This is a genomic window from Kitasatospora sp. NPDC094028 (assembly GCF_049543595.1).
GTDB lineage: Bacteria > Actinomycetota > Actinomycetes > Streptomycetales > Streptomycetaceae > Kitasatospora.
The window spans coordinates 16,036-33,191 of the sequence record NZ_JBMVFA010000021.1 but is presented as its reverse complement, the minus strand read 5'-3'; the positions used below and the strand labels follow the sequence as shown (position 1 = coordinate 33,191).

Sequence of the window (17,156 nt, the reverse complement as noted above, 5' to 3'; positions counted from 1 at the left end):
TGCTGGGCCCAGGCCGGGGCGGCGACCAGGAGGGACTCCTCGTCGGCGAGGGGCGCGGCCCGCGCGGGCGCTGGGTGGCGACCACCAGGTCATGCCGGCCCGCCCGCAGTTCCTCCAGCAGGGCCTCGAAGACGCCGGCGTCCCTCCACTGCCGGAAGCGGTTGTGGACGGTCGACCAGGCACCGAATTCCCCAGGCATCTCCCGCCACTGGCTGCCGGTCTTGAAGTGCCAGATCACGCCCTCGAACTGCTGTTGCAGCCGTTCGGGGTACGGGCCGTACTCGCCGATCGGCAGGTACGGCTCGACGAACTCCCACTCTGCAGCCGATAGTTGCACTCGCGTCACAAAACACGTCTACCAGGTCGGGCCGCACTTCGAGGGCAACTTCCCATGGTGATCACAACCGGATGCGCACCCCCAGGCAGATCGCTGGGCCGAATATCGTATTGGCGCACATCGATCATGGTTGACAGTCAATCATGTGGCCATGGGTTGGCGTGCAGTCACATGGAGTGCGGTGGCCGTCGGTGCGCTCGCCGCCGTCGCGCTCGGGGTCTACGCCCTGCTGGCGGGGGCGGACAGGGCATCCGGGCTGGCCGGGGTGATCGTCGGCTTCTGCGAGATCGGGGCGCTGGTGCTGGGCGTGGTCGGCTGGGCAGCGGAGCGCCGGGCGGCGCCGGCCGCCACTGCCCCGACCGCGCAGACGACACCGGCACCGGCACAACCGCAGGCGCAGAACGGGAAGTTCGCGATCTCCGCCGAGCGGATCGAGAAGGCCCAGTTCGGCGACGGGAACACCCAGCACAATGCCTGAGCCCGACCCCGGGTCGCAGGAGGTACGGGCCGAGTCGATCTCGCACTCGGTCTTCGGTGACGGCAACACCCAGTACAACGTCCAGATCCACTACGGCGCCAACACCTGGGCCGACCGGCCCGCCGCCGCGCCGCTGGCTGGCGTCGCTGGGGAGATCGAATCGCCGTACCGGGGGCTGACGGCCTTCGAGGAGTGGGACAGTCCGTTCTTCTTCGGACGGGACGGCGTGGCCGCCGACGTGCTGGACCGGATGGCCCAACGGGCGGCGGACGGCGGCGGGCTGCTGATGGTGTCGGGGGTCTCCGGCGCCGGGAAGTCCTCGCTGCTGCGCGCGGGGGTGCTCCCCCGGCTGCGTGCCACCGGGCTGGACGGCGAGCCGCAGGCCCGGTCCTGGCCCTGCCAGTTGCTCACCCCGGGAGCGGCACCGCTGGACGACCTGGCCGTGACGGTGGCCGCGCTGGCCCGGATCGACGCCACCGCGGTCCGCGCCAACTTGGCACGGGACCCCGGGAGTTTCGCGCTCAGCGCGCGCCAGGCCGCGCTGGGCCGGGACGGAGCGGACGCCGCCGGACCGGGCCGACTGCTGTTGATCGTCGACCAGTTCGAGCAGCTGTTCATCCGCTGCCCGGAGGAGGCCGAGCGCCGCGCATTCGTCCAGGCCCTGCACGCCGCCGCAGCTCCGCAGGGTGCGCTGGTGGTCCTGGTGGTGCGCGAGGATTTCGAGGCGCGCTGCACGGACTACCCGGAACTGGTGGATGCCGTCCAGAACCGCTACCTGGTCACACCGATGACCGACATCGAGGTCCGCGCGGCGGTGACCGAGCCCGCCCGCAAGGCGGGCGCCCGAGTGGACCCGGCGCTGGTCGAGCTGCTGGCGGCCGAGTTGGCCGCCCGCACCGCCGGCCACGACAGCAGCCCGCGCACCCCGGCCCCCTCCGGCACCGGCCTGCTGCCGCACCTCTCGCACGCCCTGGACCTGGCCTGGCGCACCCGCGCCCAGCCGGAGCTGCTGGCCCTGTCCGACTACAGCCGGGTCGGCGGCACCCACGGTGCCTTGGCCCGCAGCGCCCAGCAGACCTATGAGGACCTGACGGAGCATCAGAAGCACGCCGCCCGCCGGGTCTTCCTCCAGCTGACCTCCGTTGCGGACAACGGCACCCCGCTCGCCCTGAGCGCCACCCGGGAGGAACTGCGCCACGGCGCGGGCGAGCAAGCCGACGCGGTCCTGGAGGCCTTCGCCGCCCGCCGCCTGCTCACCCTGGCGAGCGAGAGCGCCGCGATCAGCCACGAGGCACTGCTCAGCGCCTGGCCCCTGCTGCGCGACGACTGGCTGGCGGAGTCCCAGACCGACCGGGTGCTGCGCGGACGGCTGCGGTCGGCGGCCGACGAGTGGGCGCACCAGGACAAGGACCCGGCGTACCTGTACAGCGGGACGCTGTTGGCGGCGGCGATGGAGGCGGCGGAGCGGCACGGCGCCTCGGACGAGCGCCACATGCCGCTCAGCCACACGGAGCAGGACTTCCTGCGCGCGGCCGAGCGGGCGCGCACGAAGCGCAGCCGCCGCCGGAACACCCTACTGGTGGGGCTGGTGGTCCTGGTGCTGGCACTGGCCACGTCCACGGTCACGGCCTTGCGGGCCACGGACAACGCGAACAAGCAGCGTGACCTGGCGGTCTCCGGCCAACTGGCCGCGCAGAGCGAGGCGCTGGGCGACTCCGACCCGCAGACCGCCAAGCGCGACAGCTTGGCGGCCTGGGCGATCAACCAATCGCCGGAGGCCGAGCAGGCCGTCATGCAGGCCGCGCAACTGCCGGGTGTGGCGGTGCTCGCCAGCCACACGGGGCGCGGCGAGGCATTGGCGTTCAGTCCGAACGGGCAGGTGCTCGCGAGCGGCGGATCGGACGGCCACGTGCGGCTCTGGAACGTGGCCACCGGGCAGCAGATCGGAGCCGATCTCACCGGCCATGCCAAAGACGTCCTCTCCCTCGCCTTCAGCCCTGACGGAAAGGAGGTGGCAGGCGGGGGCGCCGACGGCACGGTGTTCCTGTGGGACGTGAGTACCGGGCAGCGACACGGACAGGCGATGGCGGGGCACACCCACAGCGTCTTCACCCTGGCCTTCAGCCCTGACGGGAAGACCCTGGCCAGCGGCGGAGGGGACGGCGGGATCCTGCTCTGGGACCCGGCCACCCAGCAACAGATCGGCACAGGGATGAAAGCTCCTGGCGGAGAGGTCCGTTCGGTGGTCTTCATCGGAAACGGCAAGCTCGCCGGCTCTGGAATGAAGGGCAGGGTGCTGCTGTGGGACAGGAATACGCAGCAGCCGATCGGAACGCCGCTGACCAACGACTTCATGGTCGCTGACGAGACGGTCTCGCTCGCTGCCACGCCGGACGGCCACAGTCTGGTCGTTGCCAAGGCCATCGGAGAGGTGGAGGTCTGGGACCTGGAGACGGCCACCTTGCGGAGCACGATCGTGCTCAACGGTCTGGCCCATTCCGTGGCGTTGAGCCCGGACGGCAAGACACTGGTCAGCGGGGGCGGGAACCCCGCCGTGCAGGTGTGGAACCTGACCACCGGTCAGCAGTTGGGGCTGCCTCTGATGGGCCACACCGGTGAGGTGGATGCAGTGGCCTTCAGCCCGGACGGCCACACGGTCGCCACCTCCGCCGAGGACGGCACCATCCGCCTCTGGAACACAGCCGCCTACCGGCCGGCCGGCCGATCGCCGGCAGACTCCGCCAACACGGTGGCCTACAGTCCCTACGATCCGCTGGTCGCAGTCGGTGGCTCGAACGGATCTCTGCAGCTCTTGAACTCGGTTACCCACCAACGGATCGGACGACCGCTGGTCGGCCACACCGCTGACGTGTTCTCGGCGGCCTTCGGCCCGAAGGGCATCCTCGCCAGTGGTGCTGCGGACGGCACGGTGCGGTTGTGGGACGTCGCCACCCAGCAGCAGATCGGGCAACTGACGGATGGCCACGCCCTCATTTTCTCGGTGGCGTTCGGCAAGGATGGGACTCTCGCCGCCGCGAGTGGCGACGGCACGGTGGAGCTGTGGAACGTCCCCGAACGCCGGTCGATCGGACACCTGTCGACCGGCAACGACCGGTCGATCGATTCGGTGGCCTTCACGCCCGATGGGGGCACGCTCGTCAGCGCCGGTGACGACGGTGTGGTGCGGCTGTGGGACATGGCGAGCCAAGGCCGGAACGAGCACGACCTGATCGGCGGTCTCGGTGCGCTGAGGTCCGTCGCGATCAGCCCCGACGGACATGTGCTCGCCATCGGGGCGCTCGGCGGCGCGGTGCAGCTGTGGGACCTCCGCACGCACCGGCAGATCGGGCGGCAGCTGAGCAACGGCAACACCCGGGTCGCCTTCAGCCCCGACGGGCGCATCCTTGCCACCGAGAACAACATGGCAGGAACGGTGCTGCTGTGGGATGTTGCCAGCGAGCAGGAGATCGGGCAACCCATCTCCGGCGACACGATGACCGCAACCGCTGTCGCCTTCAGCCCCGGCGGACACGAACTCGCCGTGGCTGGGCTGAACGAGGTCCAGTTCTGGGCCGTCGACGACTTCACCACCGCCCACGACCGCCTCTGCGCCGAAGTGGGCCCCTTCACCCCCGCCCTCTGGCACCAGCTCGTCCCCACCGGCCCCGCCTACCGCCGCGCCTGCCCCTGACCGCCTACCCCTGCGCCACCCGGAGAAGGTCGACCAGGCCGCCAACCGCAAGAGGAAGGGCAGCAGGGGCGGCCGGCCGGTCGGACACGACTCCGAGCTCTACAAGGACCGGAACACCGTCGAGCGCCTGATCGACAGGCTGAAGGCCTGGCGGGGCATCGCGACTCACTATGACAAGACTCCCGCGAGCTACCTCGCTGGCCTCCACCTTCGCGGCGCAATGATCTGGATCAAAGACCTCACCAGAGCCACCGCTTGATCACGACCAAATACACACCCTAACGCCTGGATTCACGGCTTCCGGCGCTTGCGGATCCGCTGGGACATCCGCGACGACATCCACGAGGCATTCCTCAAACTGGCCTGCTGCATGATCGCCTACCGCCGCGTCCGAGCCTTGTGTTTGCTCCTCTTAGTGTGCTTTGTTAGACGGCTTGTCGCATCGTGTGGTCGGTAGTTCTCTGGTCGTATGAGGGCTGGGGGGCTTGCGTTGTGGCGGGGTCGGTTGGGGGAGTTCGCGGCCGAGGTCTTCCCGCCATTGGCCCGCTGTGACCAGCGGGCCAATGGCGGGCTGTACCTGCGGGGGTTGTTGCTGGAGGGCCGGCGCAAGTCGACGCAGCCGATAGCCGAGCGGATCGGGGGATCATCAGCGGCTGCAGCAGTTCATGACGTCGTCGACCGTCAGTCGTGGGACCGCCGATGCCGCCGGGGGCCGGGAAGCGCAACCTCACCCACTTCTTCGACCCCGAAGGGAGGCTCCTCACCATCTCGGGGAGCGTGGTGCAGCGTTGGGAACCGTGCACCGGCTGGGAACTCGCACGTTTCGACGCGAAGTTCCTGCTGCCAGACAACAACCCGGGCGTCAGGATCGCCCCCTACCCGGCGCCGAACAAGGCGGCCGTCATCGTGCTGGGCGATCCCGACGTTCGCATCGTCGACATCACCACCGGCACCGTTCGGACCTGCCGCGTCGGGCAGTGCGCCCCCCAGGGCTCGCACGAGTTCGGCAGGCCACCGGCAGCGACGGGCAGTTCGTACCGCTTCCTCGACGCCTCCGGAGACGGCCGAACCGTCATCTACGCCGGTCTGCCAGGCTCTGGGGTCTCTGGTATTGGACCCGCGGGCGTGGCGCAGCGACCCGTGCCGCATCATCGGCTACCGAACCTTCACCGACGACGAACGAGTCAGTTCGCCCGCACACCCACCGCCACAACCCCCGTGCGCCGCGCCCGAGAAGCCTGCGGGCCGCTGACAGGTAGTTGGTTTTGATTTTATGGAGCAGCCGAATGAGCCTGATGTCCGTCGCCGAGAGCGTGATCGGTGCGCCGCGCGAGTATTCCCGGCCCGATGTCTGGGGGCCGGTTGAGTTGCGCTACGCCATCTCACTTCCCGAGGAGTACAAGGAGTTCGTCTCGGCTTATGGGCCCGGGGTGATCGGAAGCTTCCTCGGCCTGCTCCACCCCGGCAATGAGATGGATTCGCTCGAGGCCTTGCATGCCGCCATGTGTCCTCTCTATCGGGAAATCTCTCCGGTGAAGATTCCGTACCGAATCCTTCCGGACCGAGGTGGGGCATTTCTTTGGGGGCTCACGACCGAGGGGGACGCCTGTTTCCTGATCCCTGACGCCTCGAAGGGGTGGAGGGTCGGGATATGGTTTCGCCAGTGGGCTCAGTGGTGGGAATCTGAGCAGGATTTCTCGACCTGGATGGCCGATATTCTTTCGGGTGGACTTGTCATCGAGGGATTCCTGCTCGGAAGGAGCGGGACCGTGGCGTTCGAGCCGGATCTCTGATAGGGCGACCAGTTGCAGAGCTCCGGACCGGACTGCCTGTTCCTGGTCTGCCCCGGAGGGTGATGCGCGGCGCAGCCGACGGAGGTTCCGTGCTTGCCGGCTCACAGCTTTCGGTGCTGTGAGCGGCGCTGCCGGGGCTTCAGAGTGGTGCCGCGACGGCGTTGGTCGATCGGCGACGAACTTGATGTCATCGGCGTGGTCGGCGCCGACCGGTTGCGGGGAGAACCGGCCTGGTGCGCCGAGTTGGGGCCGATGTCGAAGCCGGTGGCGCAACTGCTCGACGGCGGCGCCGCGCAGATGAACCGTCTGCCGCGCGGGCTGCACGCCCGGTACAGCGCCTGCCTGGCCGAGGACTGGCCCGACGTGGTCGGGCTGCTCGACGGCGACATCTGCCGTGCCGGGATGTCGTGGGGGAGCAGGGGACGGGCAGGATGCCGGCCGGAGTCCACCCGGCCTTCGGCGATCCGACGTGCTTCGAACTCGCCCTGTGGGGCCCCGCCCCGGAGGTTCTGGAGGGTCTGGAACGTACGGCGGAGGCCGGGCTCGTCCTGTCCCCGAACCTGTTCCTCGGGGGATGCTGTCCCCGGCGATCGCCGGCCGGTGGCAGCCGCTGCTCTTCGCGTGCACCGCTTCGGAGGCCGTCCAGCCGCCGCCCGCTCACGTGGACGGGCTGACGGCGCTCGTCGGCAAGGGCAAGGCCGCCGCGCTGCGGGCGATCGGCGCGGGCCGCACCACCACCGAACTCGCCGCCGGGCTGGAGGTGAGCGCTCCTGCGGCTTCCCAGCACACGGCCACTTTGTGCGCGAGTGGGATGATCACGTCCGTCCGGGACGGACAGCGTGTCATCCACTCCCTCGCACCACGCGGGATCAGCCTGCTCGCGGCCAACCCGCTTTCCCGCACGGTGCGGCCGGGGCCGTTTCGTCAGCGGCGGCGGCCGGCGCGGACCGCCGTGGCGCCGGCCGCGAGCAGGGCGGCGGCCGCGAGGGCGGCGGTGGCCAGCAGGGTGTCGTCGGTGCCGGTGGCGGCCAGTGTCGGGGCGGCCGTGGCCGTCGTGGCCCGGGGCGAGGCGGTCGGTGTCGCGGGTGCCGTCGTCGGGCCGGGTGCCGGGGCGGTGGTGGTGGCCGCGGCGGCGGTGGGTGTCGGGGTCGGCGTGGCGGTGCGGGTCGGGCCGGGGGTCGGGGTGGTGGGGGCGGTGGTCGGTGCGGGGGCGCAGGCGGTGCCGCCGTTCCAGGAGGCGGTCAACAGGCCGGAGAACGGCTCGTCCGGGTAGTGCGGCAGCGGGTGGTCGCTGTCGCTGCCGTCGTACTTCTCGCCGACGGTGTAGAGGGCCAACTCGCCGTAGCACGGGGGCAGATGGCCGGTGACGTCGAGGGTGTCGCGGTAGTGCTCGCGGGTGAGCGTGGTGGTCGCCCAGCCGAGGAAGGTCTGCCGGCCCGAGGTGGCCCAGGTCGCTCCCCGGGTCGCGTAGGAGCCCAGCGAGACGTGGTAGTCGCAGCCGGCGGTCGGTACGCCGGCGAGGCGGACCTGCACGGTGGCGGACTCGGCGGGCATGGTGGCGTCGATGCTCCAGTGGGCGCCGCCGTCGACGGAGTACTGGATGGGGGCGCGCCCGCAGTCGGGCTCGGCGTGGGCGGCGGGCGCGGCGAGGGCGGTGGCCGTGACGGTGAGGCCGAGGGCCGTGAGCGCCGGGAGGCCGCGGCGGAGGGAGGTGCGCATGGGGACGTGCTCCTGGTGGGTGGTGATCGGGTGGGGAAGGTGCGGGTGTCCGCCGGCTCAGCCGGTCCCGGCCGCGGGTGCCGGTGCGGGTGCGGACACGTCGTCGGGGCCGGCGGTCCGGTGGCCGTCGCCGGGGTGGGGCCGGCCGTCGCCCTCGATGTCGACGTGCGGCAGCAGGCGGTCGAGCCGGCGGGGCAGCCACCAGTTGCCGTCGCCGAGCAGGACCATGGTGGCGGGGACGAGCAGACCGCGTACGAAGGTCGCGTCCAGGGCGACGGCGCTGGCCAGGCCGATGCCGAACATCTTGACGACGGGGTCGTCGGACAGCAGGTAGCTGAGGAAGACCGCGACCATGATCAGGGCCGCCGAGCTGATGATCCGTCCGGTGCCGGACAGGCCCGCCACCACGGCGCGGCGGTTGTCCCGCTCCCGCAGGTAGTTCTCGCGCACGGCGCTGAGCAGGAAGACCTCGTAGTCCATCGACAGGCCGAAGAGCACCGCGAACATCAGCAGGGGCACGTAGCCGGGGATCGGGACGGCGCCCTCCAGGCCGATCAGCCGGGCTCCCAGGCCGTCCTGGAAGACGGCCGTGAGCACGCCGTAGGCGGCGGCGACCGACACCAGGTTCATCACGGCGGCCTTCACCGCGACGACGGGCGAGCGGAAGGCCAGGAGCAGGAGCAGGCCGGCGACGGTCAGCACGAAGCCGACGACCAGCGGCATGCGCCGCACGATCCGCGCGTCGAGGTCCGCCTGGGCGGCCGGGGTGCCGCCGACGTGCAGCACCTGGCCGCTGTCCGGGGCGGCGGCGGGCAGCACCTCCGAGCGCAGGCGGTGGACCAGCGCGGTGGTGGCGGGGTCGGACGGGGCGGTGGTGGGGGTGACCTGCCAGCGGACGGTACGGCCGTCGCCGGCGAGCGCGGGCGGGCTGACCGCCGCGACGCCCTCGGCCGCGCGCAGTGCGGTGGTGACGGCCGCCGGGCGCGGGTCGGTGGCCCCCGCGGCGGGGGAGGGCAGCACGTCGACGACCTGGAGCACGCCGTTGGAGCCCGGGCCGAAGGCCGCGGCCATCCGGTCGTAGGCGGTGCGGCTCATGCTCCCGGCGGGCTTGCTGCCGGCGTCCAGCTGGCCGAGGCGGAGGTGGGCGGCCGGGGCGGCGAGGGCGCCGAGCAGGGCCAGACCGGCCAGCAGCAGGGGCCAGGGCCGGGCCGCGACCAGGGCGGCGATCCGGCCCCAGCCGCGCGGGCGTGCGGCGGGGGAGGGGGCGGCGGGTTGCCGGGGCGTCAGCCGTCCGCCCAGCAGCACGAGGGCCGCGGGCAGGAGGGTGAGGTTGACGCCCAGTGCGGTCACCACGGAGATCGCCGGGGCGAGGGCCAGGGCGTACAGCAGCGGCAGGCCGCCCAGGGCCAGGCCGGCCAGGGCCGCGACGACGGCGCTGCCGGCGAAGGCGACGGACTTGCCGGAGCCGGCGGTGGTGCGCACGGCCGCGTCCTCGATCCCGACCCCGGCGGCGCGCAGTTCCCGGAAGCGGGTGAGGCCGAAGAGGGTGTAGTCGATGCCGACGCCGAGCCCGATCATGGCCGCGATGGTCTCGCCGGCCTCGGGGACGTCCATCAGGTGGCCGACCAGGCCGAGGACGGGCAGGGCGACGCCGAGACCGATGACGCCGGCGAGCAGCGGCAGGCCGGCGGCGAGGAGGCTGCCGAAGGTGAGGGTGAGGATCAGCAGGGCGGCGCCGAGGCCGATGGCCTCGCTGCGGCCGGTGCTGCCCCGGTCGACGGCGGCGGCCAGGTAGCCGCCGGGGGTCACCTCGATCCCGGCGGCGGTGGCCGGCGCGGCCGCGGCGAGCACGGCGTCCGTCGTTTCGGGCGTCACCTCCCGCCCGGAGACGTCGAGTTCGACGGAGAGGTAGGCGGTGCGGCCGTCGGCGCTGATGGCCGCGGTGCCGGCCGGGTCGTAGGGCGTGGTGACGGCGACCACGTGCGGCACCCGGGCGATGGCCGTGGCCGCGCCGCGGACCGCGGCGCTCGGGCCGGCGGCGGTGAGCGGCTCGGCCCCGGCCGGGGCGTGCAGGAGGACGGGCTGCTTGCCGGAGGCCGAGCCGGGGAACGCGCGGTCGGCGATGTCCCGTGCGGCCTGGCTGTCGCTGCCGGGGATGGAGACGGCCTCGCTGGTGACGCGCCCGAACGTGGCGAGGGCGGTGAGCGCGACGGCCACCAGCAGCAGCCAGGCGGCGACGACCCGTTTGGGCCTGCGGGCGCACCAGCGCCCCACCGTGGTGAACATCTGCGGCACGGAGCCCTTTCTCGGGGTGGCGGGCGGCGCGGCGGCCCCCACCGAAACTAGTTGCACTCGGCGTGCAACGCGTACACTTGCACTCGCGGTGCAAGAATGTCAACGAGAGCGCGGAGGAGCCCACGTGAAGCGGACCGAAGCCGCCGCGCCCGTCACCGACGGGCGCACGGAACGCGGACGGCAGACCCGCGAGAAGATCGCCGACGCGATGCTCTCGCTCATCGACGAGAACCAGGCGCACTTCCCCGCCGACAAGGTCGCCGAACGTGCGGGCGTGTCACGCCGGCTGGTGTTCCACCACTTCACGGACATGGCCCAACTCGCCGAAGTCGCCGTCAACCGCCGCCTGGAACAGCTCGCGGCCCAGATCAGGCCACTGCCCACCGAAGGGCCCCGCGGGCCCCGGGTCGCCGCCCTCGCGGAGCAGCGCGCGCGCATCCTGGAGGGCGTCACCCCGGCCCGACTGGCCGTCATGCGACTGGAGAACCCGTCCCCGCGGATCCAGGAGGCCGTCCAGCAGATGCTCGACTTCGCCCGCCTGCGCCTCACCCAGATCTTCGCCACGGAACTCGACGCCCTCACCGGGCCCGCCCGCACGGACCTGCTCAACGGACTGGACGCGGTGACCACTTGGAGCACCTGGTACCACTGGCGCAGCAGCGGCCTGAGCGTCGACCAGGCGCGCCGCACCATGGCCGCCACCGTGCACGCCCTGCTCGCCGGAGCCGGAGCCGGAGCCGAGTCCGAGTCCGAGTCCGAGTCCGAGTCTGCCGCCGAGCCCGGGCCCGCCGACACCGGGACCGGGTGACCCGAGCCCGGGCCGTGCCGCCCCGCCGCGAAGCCGGCCGCCCGGCCACGAAGTCCCCTCAGACAGGCGACAGTTCGAGCCGACAGCGACGAAGGACGAAGGGCGGGCGACCGGACGCCCCCCGTGTCACACGCACACCGACGCCGCCGCCACGACAGGTCCGCGCCAACCCTCCACCCGGACCTCGACATCCGGCCCCCGGCGGGGAACAGCCCGGCCTGCCGGGCGCCGTCACCGTCTCCGCCGAACTCGACCTCGCCCACCGCCGCCTGGTCACCGCCTGCCGGACCGGAACGGACCCGTTCGAGATCACCGAACGAACCACGGCCTGCTGACCCGCCTCGCCCACCCACGGAGCCCCACCACCCACGGACGGCGCCCCGCCACCGTCCTGGCCCACCGAAAGCTCGTCCACCACGTCCGCGCCGCCCTGATCGACGGACCCCCGACATCGAGCCTGGAGGAACTGAGCCGCCGAGCCGACTGCTCCCCCCACCACCTGGAGCCGCGGGTGCGGCCGCCGCCGCAGCGGCCGGCGCCATCGGCGGCGACGACGGCGCCGGCGGCATCCAGGGACGCAGGTACGGACAGCAGGGCACCAGCGGGACCAACGGCGCCGGCGGGTGCGTCCTCATCGTCGCCACCTCCTGAACCGGGGTGCGGCCCGCCCGCCCCGGCCACCAGCCCGGTGCCGCGAAGGCCCACCCGACCCGGGGTGGGCCTTCGCGGCACCCAGGCCGCAGCCTCGATCCAACGCTGCCTGGTGTTCGGGCGGCCGGAGGGCCCGCCGAGCGGTGACCAGGGCCGTCCGGGGCGGCGGGGCACCGGGCTGCCCGCACTGCCGGGACCTCACCAGCCGCCTTGTCCCTGATCCAGGATATTCTCCCGGATATGAGAGAATCGGAACTGTCCCCCGAGGACCTGCGACTCGCCACCCGCCTGGCCGCTCTCCGCGCCGAACACGGCTGGTCCCTCGACGACCTCGCCGGTCGCAGCGGCGTCAGCCGCTCCACCCTCTCCCGCCTGGAACGCGCCGAGATCAGCCCCACCGCCGCCCAGCTCGGCCGACTCTGCTCCGCGTACGGCCGCACCATGTCCCGCCTGCTCGCCGAGATCGAGGCCGAACCGCCCCAGCTGCTCCGCGCCGCCGACCAGCCGGTCTGGCGAGACCCTGCATCCGGCTTCATCCGTCGCTCCGTCTCCCCGCCGCACGCGGGCCTGCGCGGCGAACTGATCGAGGGCACCCTGCGCCCCGGCGCCGCCATCGACTACGACGCCCCGCCCGTCCCCGGTCTCGAACAGCACCTGTGGGTACTGGACGGCACCCTGGACATCACCGTCCGCGGCGAGACCCACCAGCTGGCCACCGGCGACTGCCTTCGCTTCCGGCTCTGGGGCCCGTCCCGCTTCCACAGCCCGGGCCCGCGGCCGGTCCGCTACACCCTCGCCGTCGTCCTGCCGTGACCGCCCCGATCACCGGCACCGCCCGGACCGCTGTGACAACCTTCACCACCCCGACCGCCGCGCCCCAGGGGGTACCCGCCGTGACCGAGATCGTCCGCCTCACCGCCGCCGACCTGACGACCGACCAGGACGGGCTCGCCGACCTGCTGCTCGACGCCGTCGCAGACGGAGCGTCGATCGGCTTCCTCGACGGCCTCGACCACGCCGAGGCCGCCCGCTGGTGGCTCCAGTACGAGGACGCGCTGGCCGCCGGACACCGCCTCGGCTGGATCGCCCGCGACCCCGGCGGCCGGATCGTCGGCACCGTCAGTCTGGTCCTCGGCGACAAGGACAACGGCCGCCACCGCGCCGAGGTCGTCAAACTGATGGTCCACCGCGACGCCCGCGGCCAGGGCCTGGCCCGCCGCCTCCTCGACACCGCCGAACGCGCCGCCGCCGCGGCCTCCGCCACCCTGCTGCTGCTCGACACCCGCACCGACAGCCCCGCCGAACGGCTCTACCACTCGGCCGGCTGGACCCCGTACGGGCTCGTCCCCGGCTACGCCGCGGACCCCGACGGCGCCCTCGCCTCCTGCACCTTCTTCTACAAAACCCTCGCCTGACCCACCTGCCGACCGGCCCGGGCCGGCCGCAGGGCCCGCAGCGCCCGCAGGGCCCGCAGCGCCCGCAGGGCCCGCAGCGCCCGCAGGGCCCGCAGCGCCCGCAGCGCGTGAGCGACCGGGAGGCGCAGGAGCCGGGCCGCCGGCGCTGCCCGCCCCGACCGGGCGCACTTCGCCGAGTCCGCGTCCGTGAGCGATGCCGCGTCGGGCGATCACGGTGTGATGCCGCGCCTCCAAAGCCGGAGGCGGTACTTGTCGAAGTCGTAGCCCCGGTCGGCAGACGGTCTCCCGGGGGCCGGCGGCGGGAAGGCGGGGGTACGGTTGCGGCCGGGCCCCACACCGGGGCCGGAGATCCACCAGGGGGGAAGATGACCGGGCGCAAGGGGCAGATCGAGGCGTTGATGGCCGCGTTCGCGGGGGCGGTGCTGGCGCTGCTGGCCAGGACGCTGCTCAACGGCGCGTACGACGCGCACCGCGATGCGTACGCCGTGCTGAAGTGGCTGGACGGCGCGGTGCTGCTCGTGGGTGTTGTGGCGGCCGGGCTGACGTACCGCCTGCTGCGGGGCCGGACGCACGACTGACCGGCGCCCCGCCCGGGCGCGAGCCCGCCGGGCCCGGGTGCCTCACGGGGGAGAGACCCGGGCTCGCGGTGCGGGCCTCGCGCGGCTCCGGCCGCTCCGGCGGTCCGGGGCTGCTGGACACCTCCGGGCTGTTCCACCCTTCCTCGACGTGCTCGTCCGCCGGGTGCCGCGGCACTGCGTCGGCGTTCGTGGTCGTCCGTCCTGGTGCGCCCCATTGATGCCGGACCGATGGGGACGGGTCACGGCCGGTGGACGGATTCCATGCGGGTGTACTGCCCGGTGCCGTCGGTGCGGGCACGGCCGGCGGCGTCCCCCGGGGCGCGGCGACGGGGCCGGGTCACGGGTTCGTGCCCACCGGCGTGCCCCGCCGCCGCAGCCTCAGCGGCGGCCCAGAATCCTCGCCAGGAAGCCGCCGCTCCTGACCGCATTCCGGTCGCAGGCGCAGCGGTCGGCCTTGCGGACTCCGGCGAGCACCTGGTCGACGTGCATGCCGCACCCCGCGTAGGTGGCCTTGCCGCACGTGCGGCACACGGTACGTCGACACATCGCAGAACTCCTCGCGTTCAGTCGGTCGAAGGGGGCTCCTCCTCCCCCCAGTATACCGGGTGGGGTATAGGACCCCCGCGCCGGCGACGTGATCACCCGCGCGCGAGCTTCGGCAGGGAGGCCGCGAGGTGCCCGGGCGATCGCGGGCGGCGCGTGCCGGCCGGGAGCCGTAGCGCCAACGGCGGTGGCGCCGCGCGGGAGGCATCGCGGAACTGTCGCGGGAATCCCTGTCCCGTGACTGCCGTTGCGGGTTCGCCCGGACCGGGTAGGTACCGACCGTGCGTGACATCGGCGAGGGCGAGCACGGCCATCCGGACCAGCAGGTCATCGCGCGCGTCGTGGCGGCCCTCAGCGGCGGCGACCGCCGGGAGCTGACCAGTGCGTGGATGGCCTCGGCAGAACGGGCGCTGCTCGCCGCCGCCCTGTCCGACCGTCCGGACTCCGACACCGCGGCCATGCTCCTGGGCCTGGTCCGCCTGTTCCGCTACGTCCTGGCCCCCACGCCGACGCCGTCCGACGCGGCCGATCTGAACGCGGCCCTGCACCTGCTCGGCAGGCCCGCGGTCCGCGAATCGCCCAAGCTTCCGCCCGAGGTGCGGGATCTCTTCGCGCTCGAGGACGCCGCGGCGAGGCTGGCCCGGGCCGGCGAGCGGCGACGGATCCCGGCGCACCGGCTCTGGGCGAGGCTGCTCGTTCGGTCGCTGTACCTGCATCCGGCGTTCGCGGCGGAGGGCACGCGCATGGTGCGCGAGCACCTGACCGCCGTGTTCGCGGCCGCGCCGGACCCCGCCGGATCGCTGTTCGTCACCGCCGACGCCATCGGGCTCTTCGACTGGACCCTCCCGGCCGCAAGGCAGGCGGCGTGGCTCCTGGGCGAGGCCGTGGACGTGACACCGCAGGACTCACCGGAGCGCGTCCCGCGCCTGGAGATACTCGAAGCCCTCCTGACCGACATCGCGGACCGCAGCGGCCTGAAGTCCGACCGGCTGAGCGCGCTGCAGATCGGCGAGTGGCTTCCGTGCGGGACCTCGCGGCTGGCCGGGGCGAACCTCGTCAAGTACACGCTCGGGCCCCGCGGGCAGCTCCTGAAAGGAAGGCAGGAAGCGCCCAGCGCCGCCACCCTGGCCGACCTCCGGCGCCTCCGGGACCTCGTCGCGGCCTTCCTCGCCACGGGCGAACTGTGGTCCTTGCACGAGGCCGTCGCGCTCGCCTGCTCCGACCGGTGGCCGCCGTCCGACCATGCCGACCGCACCGACGCGATCGCGGACCTGGCGCACGCCCTGATCCAGGCCGCGCTGACGCTCGGCAGCGTGGACCAGTTGCACTACGGCTTGGCGGTCATCGCCGCCGAGGAGCGCCGGCTGCCCGCGGCCACCGACTACCGCGCCACCAAGCGGCTCCAAGCGGCGCTGGGCCTGCTCCACATGGAACTGGGCATCTTCACCGGCGAGATCCAGCACCTGCGGGCAGCACGGCACGAACTGCGCAACGCCACCGCCGACATCGAGGAGGGCCCCGTGCCCCACGACCTGGACCCCGACACGCGGGCGGCGCTGTGGTCCTCCTACCACCTGACGCTGGCGAACATGTACGGCGCGCTCCGCGAGCGCGACTACCTGGAGGACGCGAAGGCGGCCCTGGACACGGCGGCCGCGATCGACGGGGTGTCCGATCACCGGGCGCGGCAGATCCGCCACCAGCGCGCGCTCCTCGCCCTCAACCTCGCCTCGCTCCACCACGGGGACGGTGCGATCGACGCCCAGGAGTTCGCCGCGACGATCGACAGCTGTGACGCCGAGCTGGCCGCCCTCGTCGCATCCGCCCGGGACGGCACCCCGCGAGCGATGCTGGGGGAGTTGCTCCACGGCCGGGTGGCCTGCCGCGTCCTGCGTCCGGACGCGACCGTGCCGTACGACCGGGAGACACGACGCATCCTCGACGAGGCGCTGCTGCTCGTACCCGAATCCGACGTCCAGGCCCACGCCCGGATGAACGATTGGAAGTTCCGTCTCACCGCACGGCTGGCCGACGAACACTCTCCGGATGCCGGATCGGCCCGCCGACCGGCGAAGGAGCACTACGAGCAGGCGAGGGCCGCGGACGGTCCCGGCCTGCCCGCCGCCGCGTACATCTGGGCCCAACACTGCCTTGCGGACGGCGAGTTCGCCCAGGCCGCGGCCGCGGCGTCGGACGCGGTGAGCGCACTCGCGGACATCGCCCGCCGCCAGGCGTACTTCCACGACAAACGCAGGACGCTGGCCGATCTCACCGCGCCGGCCTGGCTGGCCGCACGCGCCCACTGCGAGGACGGCCGCCCCGGCCCGGCCGCCGCCGTCCTGGAGCGTGCCCAACTGCTGGTGCTGGAGGACATGTACCTGCGCCCGCAGGCGGTCGAGGCCGCCGTGCGGCGCTTTGGCGACGCCGCCCTGGCCGAGCGCTACCGTGCCGTCGAGGGGGTGCTGCGGCGTACCGACGCCAGGCCGCGCGACGTGCGGGCCGCCCTCGACGAACGCACCAGGCTGATGGGCCGGATCCACCTGCTGCCCGGCGTGGCCCGGGTGGGCGGACCGGCCGTCGCGCAGGCGGCCGCGGGGACGCCGGCGCGCCTGAACGGCGGCGCGGTGGTGCACCTGCTCGCCGACTGGGCCGTCGTGACCCACGGCGACGGCCGGATGCGGGCCGTGCGGCTCGACGGGTTCGGCCGGGAGCGGGTGACCGCCAGGTACCGGACGTACCGCGGCCTCGCCATCGATCCGAGGAGCAGCGTTCCGGCCCGGTCGCGGTGCGTGGAGCAGACCCTGGACTGGCTCGCCTGCGCGGTCGTCGAGCCGCTGCTGCGGGAACT

The 17,156-nt window shown here is 73.1% G+C and carries 12 protein-coding genes and 3 pseudogenes; 10 read left to right on the top strand and 5 right to left on the bottom strand.

The features are described from left to right. Positions 1-85: 85 nt before the first annotated feature. Positions 86-346, bottom strand: a pseudogene (locus ACPC54_RS26965) (transposase); the annotation flags it as partial. A 142-nt stretch (positions 347-488) separates the two neighbouring features. Between ACPC54_RS26965 and ACPC54_RS26960 the strand changes: the two are divergent. From ACPC54_RS26960 to ACPC54_RS26935, 6 genes and pseudogenes are all read left to right on the top strand, one after another. Continuing rightward, positions 489-815: a hypothetical protein gene (locus ACPC54_RS26960; protein WP_498968394.1), complete on the top strand. Its 327-nt coding sequence runs from the start codon at positions 489-491 to the stop codon at positions 813-815. Beyond that, positions 808-4,506 (top strand): nSTAND1 domain-containing NTPase, encoded by a 3,699-nt coding sequence (locus ACPC54_RS26955; protein WP_498968392.1) that lies wholly within the window; start codon positions 808-810, stop codon positions 4,504-4,506. The genes ACPC54_RS26960 and ACPC54_RS26955 overlap by 8 nt, the downstream gene beginning before the upstream one ends. Positions 4,507-4,525: 19 nt before the next feature. Continuing rightward, positions 4,526-4,765, top strand: a pseudogene (locus ACPC54_RS26950) (IS5/IS1182 family transposase); the annotation flags it as partial. 210 nt (positions 4,766-4,975) lie between these two features. Next, positions 4,976-5,186 (top strand): annotated as a pseudogene (locus ACPC54_RS26945) (transposase); the annotation flags it as partial. Between the two features lie 97 nt (positions 5,187-5,283). Further along, the gene (locus ACPC54_RS26940; RefSeq protein WP_498968531.1) at positions 5,284-5,775 is read left to right on the top strand and encodes a hypothetical protein; all 492 of its coding nucleotides are present in this window, start codon (positions 5,284-5,286) and stop codon (positions 5,773-5,775) included. A 17-nt stretch (positions 5,776-5,792) separates the two neighbouring features. After that, positions 5,793-6,299, top strand: a complete 507-nt coding sequence (locus ACPC54_RS26935; RefSeq protein WP_498968391.1) for a hypothetical protein — start codon at positions 5,793-5,795, stop codon at positions 6,297-6,299. 924 nt (positions 6,300-7,223) lie between these two features. Here the strand turns inward: ACPC54_RS26935 and ACPC54_RS26930 are convergent. Both ACPC54_RS26930 and ACPC54_RS26925 read right to left on the bottom strand, forming a co-directional pair. After that, the gene (locus ACPC54_RS26930) at positions 7,224-8,018 is read right to left on the bottom strand and encodes a hypothetical protein (protein WP_498968390.1); all 795 of its coding nucleotides are present in this window, start codon (positions 8,016-8,018) and stop codon (positions 7,224-7,226) included. A 57-nt stretch (positions 8,019-8,075) separates the two neighbouring features. Next, positions 8,076-10,304 carry an MMPL family transporter gene (locus tag ACPC54_RS26925; RefSeq protein WP_498968525.1) on the bottom strand — a complete coding sequence of 743 codons (2,229 nt, stop codon included), beginning with the start codon at positions 10,302-10,304 and terminating at the stop codon, positions 8,076-8,078. 133 nt (positions 10,305-10,437) lie between these two features. Between ACPC54_RS26925 and ACPC54_RS26920 the strand changes: the two genes are divergently transcribed. The 4 genes from ACPC54_RS26920 (at position 10,438) to ACPC54_RS26905 (ending at position 13,765) form a co-directional block, all read left to right on the top strand. After that, entirely contained in the window at positions 10,438-11,121 is a 684-nt protein-coding gene (locus ACPC54_RS26920; protein WP_498968388.1) for a TetR/AcrR family transcriptional regulator, read from the top strand. An 891-nt stretch (positions 11,122-12,012) separates the two neighbouring features. Continuing rightward, the gene (locus ACPC54_RS26915; RefSeq protein ID WP_498968386.1) at positions 12,013-12,585 is read left to right on the top strand and encodes a helix-turn-helix domain-containing protein; all 573 of its coding nucleotides are present in this window, start codon (positions 12,013-12,015) and stop codon (positions 12,583-12,585) included. A gap of 80 nt (positions 12,586-12,665) precedes the next feature. After that, positions 12,666-13,187, top strand: coding sequence for a GNAT family N-acetyltransferase (locus ACPC54_RS26910; protein ID WP_498968384.1), 522 nt, complete (start codon positions 12,666-12,668; stop codon positions 13,185-13,187). 365 nt (positions 13,188-13,552) lie between these two features. Continuing rightward, on the top strand, positions 13,553-13,765 hold the full coding sequence (locus ACPC54_RS26905; RefSeq protein ID WP_498968382.1) for a hypothetical protein: 213 nt from the start codon (positions 13,553-13,555) through the stop codon (positions 13,763-13,765). Positions 13,766-14,143: 378 nt separating this feature from the next. On the opposite strand, the gene ACPC54_RS26900 is transcribed toward ACPC54_RS26905, so the two are convergent. Together ACPC54_RS26900 and ACPC54_RS26895 are read right to left on the bottom strand one after the other, a co-directional pair. Beyond that, a complete protein-coding gene (locus ACPC54_RS26900) occupies positions 14,144-14,311 on the bottom strand; it encodes a DUF8730 family Cys-rich protein (RefSeq protein WP_498968380.1) in 168 nt (55 codons plus the stop codon). Positions 14,312-15,213: 902 nt separating this feature from the next. Continuing rightward, positions 15,214-16,941 (bottom strand): hypothetical protein, encoded by a 1,728-nt coding sequence (locus ACPC54_RS26895; RefSeq protein WP_498968379.1) that lies wholly within the window; start codon positions 16,939-16,941, stop codon positions 15,214-15,216. Positions 16,942-17,156: the final 215 nt, after the last annotated feature.